The sequence below is a fragment of the Pantoea endophytica genome (assembly GCF_002858935.1).
GTDB lineage: Bacteria > Pseudomonadota > Gammaproteobacteria > Enterobacterales > Enterobacteriaceae > Pantoea > Pantoea leporis.
In genome coordinates this window covers 869,093-890,600 of the sequence record NZ_PJRT01000005.1, presented here as the reverse complement: position 1 = coordinate 890,600, position 21,508 = coordinate 869,093, and the positions used below count along the sequence as shown (strand labels likewise).

Here is a 21,508-nt window from a genome sequence, read left to right as displayed (position 1 = left end):
GGCGGGGAACACCTCGGCGCAGTCTAACAGCTGGAGCGTTCTGGTTGACACCAACAGCACCACACCTGCCATCACCGGCGTAGTGGATAACGTGGCGGGTGGTACCGTGGGAGCGATTGCCAACGGCGGTCTGACCAACGACAACAAACCGACGCTGAACGGTACGGCGGAAGCTAACGCGATTGTCACCATTCGCGAAGGCGGCAACGTCCTGGGAAGCGTGAAGGCAGGAGCCGACGGCAAGTGGTCGCTGGAGCTGGCGGGTGCGCTGAGAGACGGCAACCACAGCTTCGTGGTCACGGCAGTTGACCCGGCGGGGAACACCTCGGCGCAGTCTAACAGCTGGAGCGTTCTGGTTGACACCAACAGCACCACACCTGCCATCACCGGCGTAGTGGATAACGTGGCGGGTGGTACCGTGGGAGCGATTGCCAACGGCGGTCTGACCAACGACAACAAACCGACGCTGAACGGTACGGCGGAAGCTAACGCGATTGTCACCATTCGCGAAGGCGGCAACGTCCTGGGAAGCGTGAAGGCAGGAGCCGACGGCAAGTGGTCGCTGGAGCTGGCGGGTGCGCTGAGAGACGGCAACCACAGCTTCGTGGTCACGGCAGTTGACCCGGCGGGTAACACCTCGGCGCAGTCCAACAGCTGGAGCATTGTGGTAGACGCAACGCCTCCAGGAACACCGGTTATCAGCGGTGCATGGGATGACGTAGCAGGCGGCGCGTTTAATGCTCTGGTTGGTCATAACGGCCTGACCAATGATACACGTCCGGAGCTGCGTGGTTCAGCAGAAGCCAACAGTGTGGTCACCATTTACAGTGCTAACGGTCAGGCACTGGCGAGCGTGCTGGCCAATGGCTCAGGTAACTGGGCTTGGACACCACCAGCGGCGCTGAGTCAGGGTCCGAATAACTTCTATGTGAAAGCCACGGATGCAGCGGGTAACAACTCTGCACAGTCTGCCACATTTACACTGAACGTTGACACCAATGCACCAACCGTAAGTATCTCTAAAGTCATTGATGATTTTGGCAGCAGCACCGGTGATATCGCTAGTGGCGGTACAACGGATGATAAAACACCAACGGTGGTAGGTAAGGCTGAAACAGGCGCGACCGTCACGCTGGAGTACAACGATGGGTCTGGTTGGAAAACCGCGACTGTCGTTGTTGCCGACAGTAATGGTGACTGGCGCTGGACGCCGGCAGCCGATATGGCTTACGGCAATTATCAGTTCCGTGCGAGCGGTGTGGATGCCGCGGGAAATACCAGTTCATATTCAAACTTTGACTTGAATATTAAGTCTGGAGTGAGTGTTGAGGAATTCGACCAATTCTTTAACGGCAATGTAACTTTGGCTTCAGGTCTCTCATTGCAGATCCTTAAGGGGCCTGAATATTTACCAACCCCTCCTAATGCGGTGCCGCCATATAATTCGGCAGGTGCTAATAGACAATCATTTAATGATGAGTATAACGTCGCACTGTCGGCGGGAACGATTGTGAAATTCACTATTCCAGGAGGTGCAGAAGAGCTTAGTTACCTGTTGCACGCAACAGCAAATGCTTACACTGGTTATGCAGTACCCGCCACAGCCAAGTATTACTCAACAACCGGGGTGTATTTAGGCCAGCAAATAAATTCAGGGGATACTAGCAATCAGTTAAGAAGCTTTACAGCACCAGCAGGACAAAAGATTGGCTATTTTACAATTGAAAGCGGTATTAACTACGCCCCGCCAGTGGCGGATGGAAAATGGCTTGTTCATAATATTGATTATGTGCAATGGGGTGAAAAAGGCAGCGGTGCAGCGGCCGGTCGTCCAACTTCGAGAATGATGGATGTTGAGGATGATGAGTCAGCGACATTGAGTATTGACGAAAATGGCCATGAGATTAATGTTAATGAGTCTGAAGATCAGTCATTTAACGCTCAGTCGAATTACATGGTAGAGGCAGAAAATAACAACGCAGGCGTCAATGCGTTTGCCTCAGATGCAAACAATCAATCACTGCCAAAAGCAGAGCCGGTTATGCATCTGGAGACCAACACTCATACGTTGGTATTGGAACATGCGGAGCAACCTCTGGATTTCCATAACCTTGTAGCGACTGAAGCACAGGTCACAGTAGTCGATATGGCCAACGGCGAAGCTAACGTGCTGAATATCTCCCTCGGCGATATTCTGGCACACGGTGAAGAACATGCCTTTACGGGTGACGACACCAGGCAGCTGATGATCAAAGGTGATGCAGGCGATGTGGTTAACCTCACCGACCTGCTGCCAGACGGCACGGATCCAGGCAACTGGGCCAAAGCTGAAGGCACCGTCACCGTTGGCGGCGTACAGTACGAGGTTTATCAGCACTCCGGTGCCGATACCGAACTGCTGGTGCAATTGGGTGTGCAGACCAACCTGAACAACCACTAATCCTTTAAACACAATCAAACCGGAGGCTCGCAAGAGCCTCCGTGGAGGAATCATGAAAAAGTTAAATTCTTCGCTGATTGCGATGGTGGTGGCAGGCGGTCTGTTCTCCCTCGCATCACACGCGGCAGTTGAATCAAAAGTGTTCGGCCAAACCTATCAGCCGGTGGCGAGCGTCGCCGCCAGCCAGGCGCAGATCGTCTATTACCGTACCGCGCAAGTCAGTGGTCCTGATGCGGCTCACGTCTATGTCGATGGTGAATACCAATCTGCATTGCTGACTGGCATGTACAGCACCTTCTGCGTGTCGGCGGGCAGCCACTCGCTGGGGGCTTTCCTGAAAGATGCGCCGTACTACAAAGGCAAAGAGGCTCAGCCACACCGCGATAACTTCGAAGGGGGCAAAACCTACTTTGTTAAAGTCGATAGCAACAGCCAGGGCCGTCCTCAGTTGGTTAACGCGCAGCAGGCGAACGTCGAACTGCGCGGCTTACGTGCGCAGGCACACACGCTGGACCGTGCCTCTGCGGTTGAGCAGTGCCGTTATACCGCCAGCAAAACCATGGATTACACCTTGTCGAGCGATGTGCTGTTTGCCTTTGGTAAATCATCACGCAATGACATCACCGGTAAAGGCCGTGACGCGGTCAATGAGCTGATCGGTAAACTGCATAAAGATGGCGTCCAGCTGAACCGTATTCAGGTTATTGGTCATACCGATCCCATCGGTAAAGCAGCCACCAACCTGCGTCTGGGTCAACAGCGCGCGAACACGGTACGAACCATGCTGATTCAGGGCGGCTTGCCCGCGCGTAACCTGAATGCCAGCAGTGCAGGTAGTGACGAACTGGTGGTCGGCGATTGCACCGGTACACGTGCAGAGCAGATCCAGTGCAACGCGCCAAACCGCCGTGTGGTGGTTCGCGTTCAAACGCAGTAACACGATCATTCCGTTGGGTAGCAGGCGTTGCTCAACGGAAGCCCAGTCAACCTTTACACAGTTAAACGGGTCGTTATTTATTGCATGTAGCTAAGGCCAGTGACGTTGTCACTGGCCTTTTTTATTTGTCACATCAATAAACCGCACAAACCCGTAGCGGCACAATTCATTGCGCGATAAATCGCGCCGCTACAAATGTGCGCGCCTGGCAGTGTCCTCATCAAACTCTTCTTGCAACGCAACGGTCAATTCCCGCATCAACCAAGACCCAGCCTGTGGTTGCTTGTAAGACAATTCCGGTACAAATGCACTCCATTACTTACCTGATCCCCGGCACACGGGAAACGAGGCGATTGCGGCAGAGCATCGCCGTAAACGAGGAATTTTCCGATGGTAGACATTAACCTGGCGGTAGTCAGCGGCAGACGCATTATTCAGGCAGAAAACCTGCCGCCCAACCCCAATAAGCCCGTTACGGTGAAAGCCGAGAAAGGGGCGCGCTATGTGCTGGCTGAAGGCGAAAGCCTGACTGGTCCAGACATGATTCGTCTAAAGCGCGTAGGCAATGATCTACAACTCACGCTGCGCGGAGACAATCCTGAAACGCCTAATCTGGTGATTGAGGATTATTACGCGCATCCAGGCGAGATTGTCGGTATGGGGGAAGATGGCCAGTGGCATGCCTTTACGTCAGCCAGCGCCGATGCAGAGATGAACCCAGCGGGATTGCAGGATGGCGACTATTCCACGGTGTTGCTCGATAGCGCCGTATTGCCGCCGCTGAGCAATCTGGAAGTCGACGGCAATGCCGCGTCATACGGTTTACTGGCGGTAGCTGCCGCAGCATCTGTTGCCGCTTTGGCGATGCTGACGCGCAGCAACAGCCACGATAAATCCTCTACGCCGCCCCCGCCACCTGAAGAAGAGAAACCCGAAGAGAGCACCGCTGTACCGGACGACCAAACGCCAGGCGAGCAAGCAGACGCGACAGAGGAAACCGAACAGCCCGCTGAAGAAGAAACTCCCACACCGATCGATGAACAAACCCCAATCGCTGCACCAGAAGCCACGTTGGGTAGCATTCATGATGACGTGGGTGAGCAGCAGGGCGCTTTACTGGACAATGACGTTACCGACGACAACACACCAACGTTAAGCGGTGGCGAGCAACAACCCGGTTCAGTGATCCAGATTATTGATAACGGTAACTTGCTCGGCACCACCATTGCCGATGCTGAGGGTAATTGGTCCTTCACACCTGAAGCGGCGCTGCCCAACGGTTCACATGCCTTTGTCGTGGTGGTTACCGATCCAGCCGGAGTCGTTTCCGCACCCTCCGATCCCGCGGTGATAGTGATTGATGCCGCTGAAGAAGCCCCGATTGAAGCTTTAAGCCTTGGTGACTTGCTACCGGCTGATAGCGATCTCAGTGATTGGGCGCAATTCTCCCTCGCAGACGGCGAACGAGCGGATTACAACACAGCCACGCCAGCCGATGACGTCAGCCGCTTGATTGATGACCTGCTCGGCAACCATCCACTTAATTAATCCTGAAAACTGAAACCCGCGACCGATCGTCGTCGGGGAGGAACCATGAAACATTTAACTCACTCACTGATTGTGGCAGCGATGGTCGCCACCTCCATTTTTGCTATTTCCCACGCCAAAGCTGCACCCGAGGCGCGCGCTTTTGGTGAAACCTGGCAGCCGCAAGCGGCACCCGTAAAAGACCAGGCACAAGTGGTGTATTACCGCGTTGGTGAAGCGGGCAAAAAACCTGCCGCGCTGGTCACTCTCAATGGTGAGCTGCACGCCGCGCTGCTGCCAGGCATGTTTACGCGCATCTGCGTTCAACCTGGCACTTACACCCTCGGCGCACTGCTCGATGCGCCCGATGCGCAACAGCAAAACTTCGCCGAGTTTCAGGCCGCATTGAAACCGGGCAAAACCTATTTTGTGCGGGTAAATACGCAGGCAGATGGCAAACCGCAAGCGGTGCGTCGCATTGAGGCTGAACGTCAACTTCCACTATTGCGTTTACAGCAACATGTGCTGTCGCGTTCTTCAGCGGTTGTTGAATGCCGTTATGACGAAGAGCCAAAGTTGAAGAAAGCCAGCCACTGATTCTCACCCTCCCGCAATTTTTTAACGTCACGCCATTGAATGCGTGGTGTTGCGCGCCCGAGTGAACGGTCACCAACATTGGCGACCCTAAAAGGTCAAGGCGCGATTCAAACATTTTTATGAGGTCTATCGTGTTTAATAAATCCTGGATTGTGGCTGCTGGACTGTTAATGGTTTTGCCAGCATCAGCGATGTTACAAGCGCCTAAAGCCTTTGGCGAAAAATACAAACCTGTGCCGCCCGTAGTTAAAGAGCTGACGCAAGTGGTGTATTACCGCGCGAATAGCGATGTGCTGACAGAAGGCCCAGCCAATGTCTACGTTGATGCGCGCTATCACACCAGCCTGTTGCCCGGCGGATTTACCAGCTTCTGCTTAAAGCCAGGCAATCATACCCTTGGCGCCTTTGTGAATGATCCACTGTATCGCGGTAAAACCGAGCACCTGTATCAAGCAGAGTTACGGGGTGGCCGAACCTATTACCTACGCGTTGATGAACAACAGCATCTTACGGATGCCCCCCGCGCTGTACACCGCCAGCATGGTGAAAAAGAGCTCAAACCGAACCGTCGCCAGGTTCATGCGCATTCCCGCGCTGTCACTATTGTCCCTTGTGTCTTTGACCGCGCGTCTGCGCAGAGTGAAAGCCAATATTTGCTGAGCAGCCAGGTGCTGTTTAAGAAAGACGCGGGCATGACCTTGCTGAGCGATGAGGGGCAGAACTCGATAAACGAAGTGGTTGTCACGCTGCGTCAGCAACATCCCATCATTCACAGTGTCGTGATCCGCCTAATTTCGCGCGGAGAAGCGCAGAGCATTCAGCAGGAAAAAGCCAAGGCGTTACGCACAGCACTCACGCTGGCGGCGGTTCCCAGCGAACTCATTTCCATCCAATTCTCATCCTGCGTTGAGAGCTGTCCGACAGCGGAACAAGACGTACAAATACTCGCGATGTAATGGAAAGATGCATTAAAACAGCAATTTATGAGTTGTTCTTTTTACTCCTGCCCCCTAAGCAAGACCCGGCTCGTATCGAAACTGGCTGGTAAAAGCGAGAATTTTCTTACACCCCGACATGAGCGGGCCGGACTTAACGAAGAAAGAGATGCGGTGAATGAACGCAACAGATTCTGAAAACCAACAACACGAGCAGGAATTGCAGTCACTGGCACGTGTGCAAACGCGTATTGACGATACGCTGCTGCAAAGCGTGGACTGGATGTGCCGTCACTATGGCCTTGGCCGCAGCTTTGACGCGCTAACCGCAGGCCTGCCAAAAGACGTTTTATTATCGCCATCGCTGGCGCTGACATCACTGGAAAGCGCCGGCATTACGCCAGGCCTGGTCGAACGCAGCCTGTGGGATATCCCACAACAGGTCATGCCCACCATTCTGGTGCGCAAAGGCTCTGGCGGTTGCATCTTGCTTGATCGCTCACGCAAGAAAAATGCCGAAGACAAAATGACCTGGTTCTATCAGGTTGTCATGCCAGAAGTAGGCAACCAACCGGTTGAAATTGAACACGCGGAAATCGCCGAGTGGTACAGCGGTTTTGCCATCCTCGCCAAGCCAACGGCCAAGGTAGATCGTCGCGTGGAAGAGGGTCTGCCAGAAAACCAGAAACACTGGTTATTCAGCACATTATGGCGCTACCGCCGTTATTACCGTAGTGCCGCTGTGGCCTCGGTATTGATCAACGTGCTGGCACTGGCAAGCATCTTCTTCACTATGAATGTTTATGACCGCGTCATCCCAAATCAGGCGTTTGTCACGCTGTGGTCACTGGCGATTGGCGTCACCATTGCCATGTTGTTTGAAGGCTTAACGCGTTTTATTCGTGCCCACTTGTTGGATACCGCAGGTAAAAAAGCGGATTTGATTGTCGGCAGCATTTTGTTCCGCCAGGCCATAGAAGTGCGTATGGAGCACAAGCCGGCGTCTTCCGGCACCTTCGCCAACCAGCTGCGTGAGTTCGAATCACTGCGTGATTTCGTCTCCTCCGCCACGCTTGCGGCGCTGGCTGACCTGCCGTTCGTGCTGCTGTTCGTCGGCGTTATCTTTGCGATTAGCGGTCCGCTCGGCTTTGTGCCGCTGCTGATGCTGCCTTTAATCATCATTATCAGCGTCATTATTCAGTGGCCGCTGGCGAAGATCATGAAAGAGAATCTGAAAGATGCCGCGCTGAAGCAGGGCGTATTGATTGAGTCCATCGAAGGTATGGAAACGCTGAAGGCTACTAACGGTCAGGTGCATATGCAACGCCGCTGGCAGAAGTTCAGCGCCTTGCAGGCCAACAGCGGTTCAAAATCCAAGCGTTACTCGACGTTAGCAACGACTTCAGTGACGTTCCTGCAGCAGTTCCAGACGGTGATGCTGATTCTGATTGGCGTCTACATGATTGATGCGGGCGATCTCACCATGGGTGGCTTGATCGGTACCGTGATGTTAGCGGGCCGCGCTACCGGTCCATTGGGCCAGGTCATCGGCTTAGCCACGCGTTATCAGTCATCGAAAGCCGCGCTGGGTTCACTGAACAAGCTGATGGAGATGCCTACTGATCGCGACAGCGAGCAAGAGTACATCGCCAATCCCGAGTTGAAAGGTGATTTGGCATTGAAAGGTGTGGGCTTTTCTTACCCCGCTCCGCCGATGCAGCCAAACCCGGAAATCCTGAAAAACATCAACATTGATATCAAAGCCGGTGAACGTATCGCGATTTTGGGCTCAATCGGTAGCGGTAAATCCACGCTGCTGCGCCTGATGGCGCGCCTGTATCAGCCTACCGGCGGACAATTGTTCACCGATGGTCTGGATGTTAACCAAATCGATCCGGCGGACTGGCGTCGCCATATCGGATTCGTGAGTCAGGATTCACGTCTGTTCTACGGCACGCTACGTGAAAACGTAATGCTCGGCATGCCAGATGCGGCACCCAACGAGTTCTTACGTGTGCTGCGTCTGACCGGGCTGGATCAAATCGCCGCCCGCCATCCGCTGGGTATCAACTTACCGGTAGGTGAAAACGGTTGCAGCTTGTCCGGTGGTCAACGCCAGTTAGTGGCGCTGGCAAGAACATTGCTGAGCCGCCCGGAAGTACTGCTGCTGGATGAACCGACCAGCGCCATGGACAGCCAAACCGAGCAGCAATTCCTGAAGCATCTGCACGGCGCTACCCAGGGACACACGCTGGTGGTGGTCACACACCGTCCGTCACTACTGGCGCTGGTCGATCGCATCATCGTGATTGATGCCGGGAAAGTGGCGATCGATGGACCGAAAGAGGTGGTGTTGGCCCGCCTGAGCGGCCAGCCCGCACCGGTTGCAACCGCCAAAGTCAATCAGGCCGCCCAGCAGCCTGCCGCCAATAACGAGCCTCAGCCCGCTGCAAACCAGCCGGTTGCTGCCACTAAACCTTCCACCCCAATGGTTTCGCGCTCTGCGCCAGCCAAGGCGTCGGACAAAGATGTTGAGGTATCTGCCTGATGGCCAGCTTATTTAAACGTAAACCGAAACTGTCAGCAGTGGACGCCGACTTCTTAGATGACATCCAGTCTTCACTGTTAACCCAACGCACACCGGGGTCACGTGTAGTGCTGTGGGTGGTTATCGCCGTAATTGTGGGGGGGTTGACCTGGGCACATTTCGCCCGTGTGGAAGAGATCACCAAAGGCGAAGCCAAAATCATCTCTAAAAGCCGCGAACAGATCATTCAAAGTCTCGAAGGCGGAATTTTGGCTGAGATGAATGTACGTGAAGGTGAAGAGGTGGCGCGCGGTCAGGTACTGCTGAAAATTGACCCAACGCGTGCTCAGGCAAGCTATCGCGAAACCCTGAATAAAGTGGTGGGTTTGAAAGCCACTATCGCGCGTCTGCGTGCTGAAGCTTACAACCAACCGTTGATCTTTGATGATGAGCAGGTACGTAAAGATCAGATCGTCATTGCCCAGGAAACCAAAGCCTATCAATCACGTAAACGCGCATTGGATGACTCAGTTAGCGCCTTGCAGCGTAGTTATGAACTGTCAATGCGTGAGATTCGCCTGGCACAACCTCTTGCTGCGCGTGGTTTGCTTTCTGAAGTTGAACTGCTGCGTATGCAGCGCCAGGCCAATGAGATTCAGGCACAGATTGTGGAGCGCCGTAACCGTTATCAGGCGGACGCCAACTCCGAGCTCAACAAGCTGGAATTAGAGCTGTCACAAACCAGCGAAAACCTGATTGGTCGCGCCGATATTGTTGACCGCACCACCATCATCGCGCCGGTTAAGGGCACGGTGAAGAACATTCGCTTCAACACCATTGGCGGGGTCATTCAACCGGGTGAACACATTCTGGAGATTGTGCCGCTGGAAGACCAACTGTTGGTGGAAGCTAAGATCCGTCCTTCCGATGTGGCGTTTCTGCACCCGGGATTACCGGCCACAGTGAAAATCACCGCTTACGATTACGCGATTTACGGCGGCTTGAAAGGACAGGTTGAGTTTATCAGTCCAGACACCTTGAAAGATGACGCTAAAGCGGCAGCGGGTCGTCCAGATGACACCTACTACCGCGTGATGGTGTTAACCGATACCAGCGCATTGAATGCCGGCGGCAAAGCGCTGCCGATTATTCCTGGCATGGTCGCGTCCGTCGAAATCCGTACCGGTGAAAAAACCATTCTGGATTACCTGCTGAAACCGGTGATGAAAGCCCGCGAAGCGTTCCGTGAGCGTTAATAGAGGCCAGAATTATGAAACAGATTAAATGTTCACAACGTATGCTTTCATTGCTGATCGGGTCACTGATCGCCGTGCAAAGTGGCACGGCGCAGACCGCCTCGAATGACGATGATGAATTGTTAATGTTCGTGGAAGTTTCGCAGCCTAAACCGGCTGTGAAATCGACGCCGAAAGCCAAAGCCGTCTCAGCAGACGAAATGGCACAAAAACTGGCGATGCGCAGTCAAAGCCTGGTATCACCAACGCCGAGTGTGCAGAAGCCTCCTGTCCAGGCTCCGGCACCGCGGTCTGTACCCGTGGCATCGTCGCAAACCCTGCTGGCAAGCGCATCGGCAGCCAAGCCAGGCGTACCTTCATTGGTCTCGCCGGCACCGGCTGCCACCGCGATTGTCACGACGCCAGCACCGATTCGTCAGGCCGCTGCGCCAACGCCAGTACCGCAACGCCAATTGTTAGGTGGAATGTCGCGAACAGAAAGCAACCTGACGAGCAGTGCAGGTAGCAGTGAATTACCGGTATTTAGGCCGGCAACCTCTGCGCCGCAACTCACCACGTTAACGCAAAATGTGGAACCGGCTCTAACACCAGAGCCACGTTTGTCGGTAGCACGTGCGCCGCAGACCGTGGTACAGGCGAGTCCGGGAGAGCTTGAGCTGCGCAACATTTTCTACAGCGCAGTGATGACAGCCTTACAGCGCAGCCCGCAGGTGCGCAGCACACAGCTGCAGATCGAAGCGGCAAAAGAAGATGTTAGCAACGTAAAAGGTCAACGCTGGCCGCAGGTGGATGTCACCTCCAATTCACGTCGTTACGAATTTGGTAAAGGCAATCGCAATGCCAGCGACAGCAATATGCCCGCGTTCGGCGTCAATGTTGCTACTAATTTGATTGATTTCGGCCAGACCAGTAACACCATCAAGAGCAAAGAGTACTCAGTAAAAGCGGCGGGTTACCAAAATACCGCGCAGATGGAAGATCTTGCATGGCAGGTGAGCAATGGATTAGTGGAACTCAGTAAGCAGCGTTTAGTGATAGAAATGAGCAAGCAATATGTCGCGCGCATGCAGGAATTGGTCACCATGTTGAGCGGCATTGTTTCTGCGGATCAGGGGCGTCGTAGCGAATTAACACAGGCGAAAGGTCGCTTCTTGCAAGCGCAGTCTGCGTTAGATAACGCGGTTTCTAAAGCACGCGACACGGAAATTCAACTCTATCGTCTGTTAGGTGAGACACAGGTACCGTTACCGCCTGCCATGCAGTGGCAGCTACAACCTTCGCAGTTAGACGTGTTGTTAGCGCAGGTTGAGAAACATCCAACCTTAGCCAAAGCGCAGGCACAGTCTCAAGCCGCGTTCGCAGAGGCGGATGCACTGAAATCATCCTCATTGCCAAAAATTAACTGGGTGGTGAGCAAGGACACGGGTAAAGACTATTACGGTCGCGAGCAATCATGGCAAACCGGCATCAACGTCAGCTGGGGTCTGTTCCGTGGTGGTTCGGCTAAAGCAGCTGAACAGGCAGCGGTGCAGCGTGCCAGCGCCATGCGCGAAGAGTCTGAAGAGCAGCGTAACGACCTTGAGCAGCGTGTGCGAGCAGCCGATCAGGATGCCCGTTCGATGCTGCAACGCGCCGACCTTTATCGCAATCTTTCACGAGAATCAGACCGTATTCGTCTGGATTTCTTTGACCAGTGGTATCACCTTGGCAAACGCACGCTGTTGGATGTGCTGAGCGCCGAGTCGGATTACTACAACAACCGTGTGGCAGAAGTAACTAACCGCTTTGATGGTTACAGCTCAATATTCCGTGGCTATGCCAGCGCGGGTCAATTAATGAACTGGCTTAAAAACGTGCCACAACGTTAATCAGATAACACCCGCGAAATGCGGAGCGAAAATACGAGATTAAAATGACAATAACAACTTCACCGATCCGTCTGGTTATTCTGGACGATCATCCGATATTTTTGCGTTCGTTTGACGTGCTATGCGCTGGCGAACAAGGTCTGACTATAGTGGGTAAATTCCAGCACAGCCGGGAACTTATTAACTGGCTGCGAACTTCGCATTGTGATGTGCTGGTGCTGGATTATATTTTGCAGAATGATGAGATGGATGGATTATCATTAATCAAACATCTGTTATTACATTTTCCCTATCTTAGAATATTACTTTCTACTTCCGTGGATAGTCTGGCAGTTATTCGTGCAGCTTATATGTTAGGTGTGCGTGGATATTTATCTAAACGAGAGGAAGCGGCAACCTATGTGTCAGCGATACGCACGCTGGCTAATGGTCAACGTTATGTTCCACAACACATTGCTGAGGGATTGACACAGGTGCCGCTACGAAAAAATGATGAAGAAATTGCCCACGGTATTTATCTGCCTCAAGGCGAAGCCCTTATGCCGGTTAAATTATTGACGCCGCGCGAAGCAGAGGTAGTGAATTGTTATATGGAAGGAATGGAGATTCCAGAAATTGCGGCTAAATTGAAACGCAGTCGTAAAACGGTAAGCGGGCATAAGCAGTCAGCAATGAAAAAGTTAGGTATATGCAGCGATTTGGAATTGTTTAAATATCGCAAGGACCTGTTCAAATAATTAATGCTGTCTGCAGGGTCGCCATTTATGGCGACCGATTTGTGCCAAAAAAGTAAGCTAAAAATATTTAAGGTCAGTATTGCCACTATTAATGATAGCTTGTGACTATTAATAACCAAGACGCGCGCGCTATTGCTCTACTCACCTGCCGGGTATCTTTTGATGAGCTTTACTGTAATTTAAAAGGAACCTATCGATGCAACATTTTACTACTTCTGGCATTAACACCAGCCCCATTCTCGCTATTAATTTTTTACGTACCGAATCTGAAGACTATTTTGTCATTCCCGGCTCGGTGACAGATGAGACACGTCCAGCAGTATATGGTAGCGCTGCACCAAACAGTCGTATCGATCTCTATGATGGACAACATTATCTTGGCAGCGTCGTGGCGAATGAAGCAGGCGCGTGGCGTTTCCAGCCCCCTTCCGAAGCGCCTTTCACTGGCGCGGTGTCACTGCGTGCTGAGCAGAGCGGTGTATCCTCTGCGGCGTTCACCTTTACCGCCGGGGCAACCACCACGCCGCGTGCGCAGATTAAAGGTCTCTACGACGTTGATGCTGCCGATCAGGAGATTCAGCCGGGCAACGCAAGCGCTACGCTCACCAGCGATGCCACGCCGATGATGCTGATCACGGGCCGTCCTGGTGCCACGGTGCAGGTACTGGATAACGGTAAAACCCTCACGACGTTGACGCTGGATGAGGGCGGTAACGCGACCTGGACGATTGCGCCGCCATTAAACGCTGGCCCGCATGACATCAGCCTCTCTTCCACCGATCAAACGGTGGAGACCGCGCCGTGGAAAATTAACGTGGATGCGGCAAATATCATTAATCCCCTTAGCATTGATGACGTTGCTTTCGATAATGTCGGTGAAACTGGTGATATTCGCCAGGGCACCGTTACGGATGATGCGCGTCCTACCTTCAGCGGTAATGCTGCTGCTCTTCAGATCGTGACGCTGCATGATGAAAACGATCGTGTGTTAGGCAGCGTTCAGGCTGATGAGTCTGGTCGTTGGTCGCTTGAATTGCCTGCTAATTTAAGTAACGGCGCCCATCGTGTGGTGGCAAAGGCCGATGATCAGGTTAGCGAAAGCTTCAATTTTACGGTACAGGTGCCTGTTGGCACGCCTGTTACCATGAATACCTACGCCTACGATAACGTGGCAGCACAAGGTTCATTCCGCTCGGGTGGAACGACCGACGATAATCGTCCCAGCTTCTCCGGCACGGCGGGCGCAGGTCAGGTTGTGACAATCTATGATGAGTTTAATCGTGCATTGGGAACCACAACGGCTAATCGTCTCGGCAACTGGTCGCTGGAGATTAGAAACGAGTTAGCGGAGGGCAACCATAAGCTGGTGGCCAAAACCAGTTCTGGCAGCAGCAGTGCATTTGAGCTGACTGTGGTATCACCAACGGCTTTACCGGTCACGCTCGATCAATATGCTTACGACAATGTGGGCACCAAAGGGCGTTTCTATGCCGGTGCAACCACCGATGATACACGTCCTACTTTCACCGGCACCGCAGGCCCAGGCCAGTTGGTCACGCTGTTTGATGAGAATAATCGTGCCTTGGGTAGCGTGGTGGCTAACCGTGTCGGTAACTGGTCAATCGAGATTACCCAGGCATTAGGTAACGGTAACCACACAATCGTTGCTAAAACCGGGACGCAGACCAGCGCCAGCTTTGAGTTTGTCGTATCAACGCACACCGTCACGCCGGTAACACTGGACCAAACTGCTTACGATAATGTCAAAACGTCGGGCATGTTTGGCGCGGGTGGCACCACTGATGATCAACGTCCTACCTTTAGCGGCACCGCAGGCGTGGGTGAGCTGGTGACGTTGTATGACGAAAAAAACCGTTCGTTGGGCAGCGTCGTTGCAGGCTCTGATGGCCGCTGGTCACTGGAAATCATCCGTGATTTGCAGGACGGCCACCATAATGTGGTGGCAAAAACCGCTACGCAAGTGAGTGGTTCGTTTGAGCTGACGATTGCGACACCGGCCAGTACGCCGGTGGTGATCTCGCCTTCAGCGCTTGATAACGTGGGTGAAAACACAGAATTCCGTGCTGGCGGCAGCACCGATGATAATCGTCCGACGTTTTCAGGTACGGCAGGCGCCAATCAACTCGTGACGCTTTACGATGAAAACAATCGTCCTTTGGGCAGCACCGTAGCCGATAACTCGGGCAAATGGTCTGTTGAAATAATCCGTGAACTGAATGTCGGCCAGCATAGCGTGATGGCAAAAACCGCCACGCAGAGCAGCAGCACCTTTGATTTCACTGTGGTGGCACCTGACTTTACCCCCGTTACCCTCTCTCCATACGCCTACGATAATGTGGGTACTTCTGCATCCATACGCTCAGGTGGCGTAACCGATGATGATCGTCCGAGCTTCTCTGGCAGCGCGGCGGCAGGTCAGCTTGTCACCTTATATGATCAGCAAAACCGTGTGTTAGGCAGTACAACGGCTAACCGCTATGGCAACTGGTCATTGGAAATCACCACGCCACTCAATGAAGGACCAAACAGTGTTGTGGCGATGTCTGGTTCGCAGGTCAGCGGCGCATTTACCTTAACGGTGAATACCGCCAACCTTACGCCTGTCACCATTGATAATCAGTATTACGACAATGTGCGCGTACCGGGTTATGTCACGGTGGGCGAGGGCACGACCGACGATACCCGTCCACGCTTCACCGGCACCGGACCGGCAGGAAAACAAGTTGAGCTGTTCGATGAAAATGGCCGTTCGTTGGGTAAAACCGTCACCAACACGGGAGGGATCTGGCGACTGGAGATCACCAAAGATTTGCATGAAGGCGTGAACCAGGTGTATGCAAAAATTGGTAATCAGATCAGCCAGCCAATTGAAGTGGAGGTTGACACCCATATCCCAACACCATTAAGCATCGACAGCACCGCTCTGGATAATGTTGGTGTGGTCAAAAACATTGTGAATGGGAATATCTTGCCTACCGACGATGATCGTCCAACGTTTACTGGTTCTGCACCCGCAGGTGAAACAGTCACGTTGCTTGATCAGCAAGGTCGCGCGTTGGGGTCTACGGTTGCGGATTCTGCAGGCCGCTGGGAGTTAGAACTCAGCACATCGCTGAACCAGGGTTTGAATCAGGTTACCGCGCAGGTTGGCAGTGAAATCAGTAATACATTTGTGCTGTTTGTTCGTTCATCCGCGGTGTTCGGTGCGATGAGTGAGGAAAGCGAATCCACTTTTAGCATTGAGTCGCTGCTGCAGGATGCTCAACCAGCGCTGTTTGCAACGGTAGCGGAGGAAAGCATCGAGGAAGTTTCGCTGGATATTTCCGCTAACGATATGCGCGTTAATAGCGAAAGCGGCGTAGTGGTGCAAACAGAGAATGGCTGGAAGCCAGACGATCGTGAGGAATTAAACACGTTCTAATTAATGACAATGACGGCACATTATGTGCCGTCATTTCTTTTAGCAGGATCGCTCAATCATCGCATCTGGCAATATTGACGCATCAATCAATCGACAAATTATGAATCGCTAACACCGCGCGCGCCGCTTCTTTGCCTTTCTTAATGAAATGCTCGGTATAGAAGTTTTCAATCACATCAACCGGCTGGAAGTTATGTGGCGTTAAAGAAACGGAAAATACCGGTACGTTGGTGGTCAGCTGCACATTCATCAAGCCATCAACCACCGCAGCGGCAACGAAATCATGGCGATAGATACCGCCATCAACCACCAGCGCAGCGCAGACAATCGCATCGTATTTGCCGGTTTCGGCCAGACGCTTAGCCAGCAGCGGCATTTCAAATGCGCCAGGCACTTCCAGCACTTTTAATTCCGCTTCTACGGATTGATCGGCTAATTCTTTTTCAAAACCCACCAGGGCATTATGGACAATTTCTTTGTGCCAGCCGGCTTTAATAAATGCAATTTTAATATTGTTCATGGTTATTCCGACATCACCTGTAATGTGTTCTTGCGCATAAAATAATGTGTTTGTATACCATATGTTACGTTTGTGATCCACAAAGCCTAAGTAGCGATAAATGCCGTGATGCTAAATGCCACGTAAAGCATCCGGTTATTCCGCGCTTGACGGCGACCATCGGCTGCAATACAAATAGACGCGTCGGGGGAGTCTCACCAAAGAGACTGAGAGGCTAATAGCGCACTGCGCGGTTTAGCGACCCTTTGAACCTGACCCAGTTGATACTGGCGTAGGAAGACTGACAGTCTTTTTCATTTGGCTGTCTGGCGCTCAGGCAAGCTCGATGGATGCGCCATTTCCCTTCTCCTGTATCTGCGGGTCTCAGCTAACACTGAGAGGCCGATGTGAATTCCCCCTGTTTGAACATCCTGGAACCGGCGCTGTGAGCCGCTGGAGCGTGCTTGGCTGCGGCGTGGCGGGCCTATGCGTAGCCACTTTGCTGGCGGAACGCGGTGAAGACGTTGAGGTGATGGGCGATGACGCGCGCCGCCCGGCATCGTGGTTTGCTGGCGGCATGCTAGCGCCCTGGTGTGAAGCCGAAAGCGCGCCGCGCGATGTTATCACTGTTGGGCAACACGCCGCCGCGTGGTGGCAACAGCGCGTCAGCAGCGTCGAGCATCAGGGCACGTTGGTGGTTGCGCCGCCGCGCGATAGCCAGGAACTCAACCGTTTCGCCCGCATGACCGAGCAGCATCAATGGGTCGATCCCGCCAACATTGAACCGGCGCTGGAAGGGCGCTTTGCGCGCGGTCTGTTTTTCGCCGGGGAAGCGCATCTCGATCCGCGTCTGGCGTTGCAGGAGATGCGTGACGCGCTGATCGCCCGCGGCGTGTCATTCAGCAATCACGCGCCGAGCGGCCAAATTATCGATTGTCGCGGCATCCACGCCGCGCCGCAACTGCCGCGCCTGCGTGCGGTGCGCGGCGAGATGCTGATTTTGCACAGCGATGAAGTGCAGTTTTCCCGCCCGATTCGTCTGCTGCATCCGCGTTTTCCCTGCTATCTGGTGCCGCGTCGCGGCGGCCACTTTATGCTCGGCGCCACCATGATTGAGAGCGACGATGCCAGCGCCATCAGCGCGCGCGCCATGATGGAGTTACTCAGCGCCGCCTATGCCATCCATCCCGCCTTAGCCGAAGCGCGCGTGATTGAGAGCGGTAGCGGGCTGCGTCCGGCCTATCCGGCGAATCTGCCGGAAATCCACTATCACAATCACACCTTTTATCTCAACGGCATGTATCGCCACGGTTTTCTGCTGGCGCCAATGCTGGCAGAGCAGCTAATGCAACGCATTTCTGGGGAACTTAATAATGAATATTCAGCTTAACGGCCGCCTCATCAACACCCAGGCAACAAGCCTGAGCGAATTGCTGATCGAGCAGCAAATTGATGTGGCCTGCGTCGCTACCGCCTACAACGGTGCTTTTGTGCCAAAAAGTCAGTACGACACGCAGCGGCTGGATGAAGGTTGCCAGCTCGAAGTGCTGTCACCGATGCAGGGAGGTTAAGCGATGTTTTACGATTTTGAACCGCAATCACGCTTCCTGCTCGGCACCGCCGGTTATCCTTCGCCCGCTATTTTGCAGCAGGCGATTGCCGCCGCCGGCACCGACATCATCACCGTCAGTTTGCGGCGCGAAGGCGCGGCAGGCGCGGCTTTCCGCGAACTGCTGACCGGGCTCAACATCCACGTGTTACCGAATACCGCCGGTTGTCACACGGTAAAAGAGGCCGTCACCACCGCGCACATGGCGCGCGAACTGTTCAACACCGCATGGATCAAACTAGAAGTGATTGGTCACGCCGACACGCTGCAACCGGATCCTTTCGCGCTGGTGGAAGCCGCGCGCATCCTCTGCGCAGAGGGTTTTCAGGTATTTCCGTACACCACCGAAGATCTGATCGTTGGCGAAAAACTGCTGGCGGCGGGTTGCGAACTGTTGATGCCGTGGGGCGCGCCGATTGGTTCCGGCCAGGGTTTGCGCAACATCGATGGCCTGCGCGCCATGCGCGCGTGGTTCAGCGACATCCCGCTGATCATTGATGCGGGCATTGGCGCGCCGTCGCAGGCGGCGCAGGCGATGGAAATGGGCTTCGATGGCATTTTGCTCAACACCGCCGTCGCCAAAGCCGGCGATCCAGTCGGCATGGCCAACGCCTTCCGGCTGGCGATTGAAGCCGGACAGGCCGCGCGCGCTGCCGGACTGATGGAGAAGCGCGATATGGCAGCCGCGTCCACGCCGATCTTCGGTCTGGCAAATCTGAGTTAAGGACGGCAACTATGCAACGTTATCAACGCCAGATGATGCTGGCGGAAATCGGCGAAGCTGGGCAGCAAAAGTTACTTAACGCGCGTGTGCTGGTGGCGGGCGCGGGCGGATTAGGCGCCACGCTCCTGCCGCAGCTGGTGGGCGCGGGGGTCGGCTATATTCGGCTGTATGACGACGATGTGGTGGCGCTGCATAACCTGCATCGGCAAACGCTGTTTACGCAGCAGGATATCGACCAGCCCAAAGTGCTGCGCGCGCAGCACGCGTTGCAGCAGCGCAATCCGCAGGTGCAGATCGAGGCGCTGCAACAGTCGCTGAGCGCCAGTAATCTGCAGCAGGCGCTGGCGGGATGCGATCTGGTGATCGATGCCGCCGATAACTTTGCCGTCACCTACCAACTTTCCGATGCTTGCATGCAGGCGGGCATGCCACTGATCAGCGCCTCGGTGCTGGGGCGGCAAGGTTACGTCGGCGGATTCTGTGGCGGCGCGCCGAGCTATCGCGCGCTGTTCCCACGCTTGCCGTCCTCGGCAGCGAACTGCAACACCGCAGGCGTGATGGGCCCGGCGGTGGCAGCGCTTGGCGCGATGCAGGCGCAGATGGCGCTCAGCGTACTGCTGGAATTACAGCCTTCACCGCTCGGTTGTCTGGTGAATTGCGATTTTGTGAACTGGCACTTCCGCAAGTTCCGCTTTGATGATGCTGAAGAGCCGGAATATGCGGTGCCGTTTATCGACCTGCAAATGCTGGCCGCCGATGACTGCATTGTCGAACTGCGCAGCTGTGAAGAAGCGCCGGTCAGCGTGGCGGATGGCGTTGAGCGCATCTTGCCGCAGGCGATCGCCGCGTGGCAGCCGCCCGCCCAGCAGCGCATTGTGCTGGTGTGCGCCAGCGGCATCCGTGCCGCGCAAGCCGCCAGCGCACTGGCGCAGCGCGGATTTCACCAGCTGGCGATTCTGGCGGCCAATCGTCCATGAATCAGGACATTCTCTTCAACGATGTGAGCTTTAGCTGGGGCGATAAACCGCTGTGTCAGCGGCTGAATCTGCACCTGCGCGGTGGCAAAACCACTGTAATGCTGGGACGCAGCGGCATCGGCAAAAGTACGCTGCTGCGGTTGGTGGCCGGTTTACTCCAACCGCAGCAGGGCGCGGTGCGGGGCTTGAGCGGCAACGTGGCGTGGATGGGCCAGCAGGATCTGCTGTATCCGTGGCTGACGGTGCTCGACAACGTGATGCTGTCGGCGCGGCTCAGCGGCGACAAGCCGGATCGCCCGCGTGCGCTGGCGCTGCTCGAGCAGGTAAAACTCAGCGACGTTACGCATGCACCCCCGCATCAACTCTCCGGCGGCATGCGGCAACGCGTGGCGCTGGCACGCACGCTTTATGCGCAGCGCGACGTGGTGCTGATGGATGAACCCTTCGCCACGCTGGATGTGATGACCAAACTCAGTTTGCAAACGCTGACCGCCGGATTACTGCGGGGCAAAACTGTGCTGCTGGTGACGCACGATCCGCTTGAAGCGTGCCGCATGGCCGATGACATTCTGCTGCTGCAAGGCCAGCCGCTGGCTATCGAAAGCTGGCCGGTTCCCGGCGGTGACGTGCCGCGTCCGTTTGATCATCCCGACGTCCTGCAGGCGCAGGCGCAACTCTTCTCCCGACTGAATACCCATGAAAACAGTGTTTAGCGCGATCTACCTGATCGTGGTGCTGCTGTGCGGCTGGTTACTGGCGCGTCACGGCGGCGTGCCGAGTTTCCTGCTGCCCGCGCCACAGGCGGTGCTGGAGGCGCTGTGGCTGCATCGTCAACTGCTGTGGCATCACGCGCTCTATACGATGGCGGAAATTGTGCTGGCGCTGCTGCTGGGCGTCGGCGCGGGAGTGACGCTGGCGGTGCTGATGGCCGCCAGTTCGCTGCTGCGTCGCGTGCTGTTTCCGCTGGTCACCGCCAGCCAGGCAATTCCGGTGTTTGCCCTCGCGCCGCTGCTGGTGCTGTGGCTTGGCTTTGGTATCGCGTCGAAAGTGGTGGTGGCGGCTTTGATCCTGTTCTTCCCGCTGTGCTTGTCACTGTTTGATGGGCTGTGCCGTACGCCGGTCGGTTGGCTGGAGCTGGCGCAAACCTCTACGTCGTCGCGTTTCCGCATCTTCTGGCGCGTGCGCTGGCCTGCCGCGTTACCGCAGTTTTTCTCCGGCCTGCAGATGGCGGTGGTGTTGGCCCCGATTGGCGTGGTGATTGGTGAATGGGTCGGCGCCAGCGAAGGGCTCGGCTATCTGATGATGCAATCCAACGCGCGACTGGAAACCGCCACCAGCTTCGCGGCGCTGCTGCTGTTACTGGTTCTGGCGCTGCTGCTTTCGGGCAGCGTGGCGCTGATGCGCAAGAAAATCCTCTGGCAATCTACATAAGG

Annotated in this window: 17 protein-coding genes and 1 riboswitch; of the genes, 16 read left to right on the top strand and 1 reads right to left on the bottom strand. The window is 54.8% G+C overall.

From position 1 onward, the window contains the following. The 10 genes from PZBJ_RS06640 to PZBJ_RS06595 all read left to right on the top strand — a co-directional run. Positions 1–2,440, top strand: a 2,440-nt coding sequence (locus tag PZBJ_RS06640) for an Ig-like domain-containing protein (protein ID WP_240632887.1), incomplete at its 5' end; no start/stop codon positions are given. Between the two features lie 52 nt (positions 2,441–2,492). After that, positions 2,493–3,377, top strand: a complete 885-nt coding sequence (locus PZBJ_RS06635; RefSeq protein ID WP_101761759.1) for an OmpA family protein — start codon at positions 2,493–2,495, stop codon at positions 3,375–3,377. 390 nt (positions 3,378–3,767) lie between these two features. Then, entirely contained in the window at positions 3,768–4,925 is a 1,158-nt protein-coding gene (locus PZBJ_RS06630; protein WP_101761758.1) for an Ig-like domain-containing protein, read from the top strand. Between the two features lie 45 nt (positions 4,926–4,970). Further along, positions 4,971–5,501: a hypothetical protein gene (locus PZBJ_RS06625; RefSeq protein WP_101761757.1), complete on the top strand. Its 531-nt coding sequence runs from the start codon at positions 4,971–4,973 to the stop codon at positions 5,499–5,501. 191 nt (positions 5,502–5,692) lie between these two features. Next, on the top strand, positions 5,693–6,457 hold the full coding sequence (locus PZBJ_RS06620; protein ID WP_146001290.1) for a hypothetical protein: 765 nt from the start codon (positions 5,693–5,695) through the stop codon (positions 6,455–6,457). Between the two features lie 157 nt (positions 6,458–6,614). Next, complete coding sequence (locus tag PZBJ_RS06615; RefSeq protein WP_101761755.1) at positions 6,615–8,984, top strand: type I secretion system permease/ATPase; 2,370 nt, start codon at positions 6,615–6,617, stop codon at positions 8,982–8,984. Then, positions 8,984–10,219, top strand: coding sequence for an HlyD family type I secretion periplasmic adaptor subunit (locus tag PZBJ_RS06610; protein ID WP_101761754.1), 1,236 nt, complete (start codon positions 8,984–8,986; stop codon positions 10,217–10,219). The genes PZBJ_RS06615 and PZBJ_RS06610 overlap by 1 nt, the downstream gene beginning before the upstream one ends. Before the next feature lie 14 nt (positions 10,220–10,233). Further along, on the top strand, positions 10,234–12,087 hold the full coding sequence (locus tag PZBJ_RS06605) for a TolC family protein (protein WP_101761753.1): 1,854 nt from the start codon (positions 10,234–10,236) through the stop codon (positions 12,085–12,087). 44 nt (positions 12,088–12,131) lie between these two features. Continuing rightward, the gene (locus PZBJ_RS06600; protein ID WP_101761752.1) at positions 12,132–12,824 is read left to right on the top strand and encodes a response regulator; all 693 of its coding nucleotides are present in this window, start codon (positions 12,132–12,134) and stop codon (positions 12,822–12,824) included. A 196-nt stretch (positions 12,825–13,020) separates the two neighbouring features. Continuing rightward, entirely contained in the window at positions 13,021–16,266 is a 3,246-nt protein-coding gene (locus PZBJ_RS06595) for an Ig-like domain-containing protein (RefSeq protein WP_101761751.1), read from the top strand. 82 nt (positions 16,267–16,348) lie between these two features. Here the strand turns inward: PZBJ_RS06595 and PZBJ_RS06590 are convergent, their stop codons facing one another. Continuing rightward, positions 16,349–16,786 carry a 6,7-dimethyl-8-ribityllumazine synthase gene (locus PZBJ_RS06590; RefSeq protein WP_101761750.1) on the bottom strand — a complete coding sequence of 146 codons (438 nt, stop codon included), beginning with the start codon at positions 16,784–16,786 and terminating at the stop codon, positions 16,349–16,351. A 175-nt stretch (positions 16,787–16,961) separates the two neighbouring features. Next, positions 16,962–17,081: riboswitch (TPP riboswitch) on the top strand. Between the two features lie 129 nt (positions 17,082–17,210). Between PZBJ_RS06590 and PZBJ_RS06585 the strand changes: the two genes are divergently transcribed. From PZBJ_RS06585 to PZBJ_RS06560, 6 genes are read left to right on the top strand one after another with little or no spacing between them, the layout of a single operon-like run. Next, on the top strand, positions 17,211–18,155 hold the full coding sequence (locus tag PZBJ_RS06585) for an FAD-dependent oxidoreductase (RefSeq protein ID WP_101761749.1): 945 nt from the start codon (positions 17,211–17,213) through the stop codon (positions 18,153–18,155). After that, positions 18,139–18,336, top strand: a complete 198-nt coding sequence (gene thiS / locus PZBJ_RS06580) for a sulfur carrier protein ThiS (protein ID WP_101761748.1) — start codon at positions 18,139–18,141, stop codon at positions 18,334–18,336. Before PZBJ_RS06585 ends, thiS begins: the two co-directional genes overlap by 17 nt. A gap of 3 nt (positions 18,337–18,339) precedes the next feature. Next, the gene (locus tag PZBJ_RS06575) at positions 18,340–19,098 is read left to right on the top strand and encodes a thiazole synthase (RefSeq protein WP_101761747.1); all 759 of its coding nucleotides are present in this window, start codon (positions 18,340–18,342) and stop codon (positions 19,096–19,098) included. 11 nt (positions 19,099–19,109) lie between these two features. Next, positions 19,110–20,075 carry a HesA/MoeB/ThiF family protein gene (locus PZBJ_RS06570; protein ID WP_101761746.1) on the top strand — a complete coding sequence of 322 codons (966 nt, stop codon included), beginning with the start codon at positions 19,110–19,112 and terminating at the stop codon, positions 20,073–20,075. Continuing rightward, entirely contained in the window at positions 20,072–20,788 is a 717-nt protein-coding gene (locus PZBJ_RS06565) for an ABC transporter ATP-binding protein (RefSeq protein ID WP_101761745.1), read from the top strand. Before PZBJ_RS06570 ends, PZBJ_RS06565 begins: the two co-directional genes overlap by 4 nt. Further along, on the top strand, positions 20,772–21,506 hold the full coding sequence (locus tag PZBJ_RS06560) for an ABC transporter permease (protein ID WP_101761744.1): 735 nt from the start codon (positions 20,772–20,774) through the stop codon (positions 21,504–21,506). The genes PZBJ_RS06565 and PZBJ_RS06560 overlap by 17 nt, the downstream gene beginning before the upstream one ends. Positions 21,507–21,508: the final 2 nt, after the last annotated feature.